Genomic DNA, 1,564 nt, shown 5'->3' on the forward strand with positions numbered 1-1,564 from the left:
TACGTTTTTATATGAAACTACTGTATATAAAGCGATTATCAGATATGAAATATTTCCTTTAGACAATAATAAGGCAACTATTGAAGAAGATTCAACAGTAAAGAAGAATATGAAAATAAAAGGAATGCCTCAAGGAGAGGCATAAAAGAACCAACTTTTATAGTAACTGATCTAATATTTCCCTAAATACTTTATCAGCGTGTTCTTGCATGATTTTGATATAATTGAATATAGGGCGATTGTTTTTCATACTATGTCCTATACAATACTCAATCTTTTCAATCTGGATTCCTAAATTGTATCCGTGTTGTGCAAAGGTCTTTCGGGCAGAATAATAAGTGACTCTTTTCTTTATCCCTGCAAGTATCGTAACTTTATCTATATGACGGAAGATTAAGCTGTATACCTGTCTGTAAGATGAATACTTTCCAAACTTCAGATAACCCTCCTTTGTCAGGTATTTGTTTATAATTGCTTTTGCTTCAGGTTGCAGGGTAAATACAATTTCATTCTCTCCTTTTTTACTATTACGTGTTTTATGACGTACATACCGTATATGGTCTTTATCCTTAAAATCATATGCCAATAAGTCCTTCAAGTTAATGCCACCCAAATAATAGGTAAGCATAAAAATATCCCTTACTATAGACTGGGGAGACTTCAAAAGACAAGCATCCCGTATGCTCTTTAACTCGTCTATTGACAAATCGAGTTCCCGCACATTGCTTGCCGGCATTTTAAAGAGAATAAAAGGATGAATAGTATAAGTCACATAATTCATCTTCCTAGCGTAATTCAATATCACTTTTATCAGAGTCAGATATATCCTGATAGTTGTATCCGCCAGATTTTCTTCGTGAAGAACTTTTGCAAATTCTTGTATATGAAAAGGAGTTAACTGAATCAAGGGAAAATCTCCTCTCATATACTTAACGAATCTTTCGGAAGCGATCCTATAAAGTTTATAAGATTTCTCCCGTTCTTCTCCTTTCATAAAATCCATATATTCCTTCGCAACAGTTTGAAAAGTGATTCCTTTCTTTTTTTGTTCATTAATGATAATGTGTATTAGCTCAGTACATGAAATTGCGGGTAAATAGTTGATTGATGTAACAATTTCTTCATACTCGTTTATTAGTTTACGAAGGCAGACATTTATATTAGCAGCATTCTCATGCCTTACTACTCTACCATTTTTCAGTTGGCCGGCAGAATCCAAAGTAAACTGAGTTGGTATATATCTGGTTTGCGAATGATGTGCTACTGCTATTCTTATTCGATGTCTGCCATTCGATAGCTTTTTGGTTGGAACAATCACAATTGAAAAATTCGCCATATCGTTTTTAGGTTTAATAATTACTATTTTCCATACAATAAAATAGAAACAAAAAGGTTTATTGCTATTAGTGCTAATTAAAAATCGCCTCCATAGCATGGAATATCGTGCAAAAGACGGTATTTTCCATGCATTTGTACGATTCTGCATTGCTATATTTTGATTTAGTCGCTATGTTTGCAACACTTTTTCACAGGTAAAACGTGAAAACACACTTAATAAAAAGAG

1 protein-coding gene is annotated in these 1,564 nt (G+C 33.2%); it reads right to left on the bottom strand.

Going from position 1 to position 1,564, the window contains the following annotated elements:
* Window positions 1-157: 157 nt before the first annotated feature.
* Entirely contained in the window at window positions 158-1,336 is a 1,179-nt protein-coding gene (locus ACGHVY_RS24760; RefSeq protein WP_390602128.1) for a tyrosine-type recombinase/integrase, read from the bottom strand.
* Window positions 1,337-1,564: the final 228 nt, after the last annotated feature.

This window comes from Bacteroides sp. f07, assembly GCF_042854785.1.
Classification (GTDB): Bacteria; Bacteroidota; Bacteroidia; order Bacteroidales; family Bacteroidaceae; genus Bacteroides.

Excerpts from the sequence above, each read along its gene's own strand:
- ACGHVY_RS24760 (WP_390602128.1), bottom strand. The coding sequence starts at position 1,336 with ATGGCGAATTTTTCAATTGTGATTGTTCCAACCAAAAAGCTATCGAAT.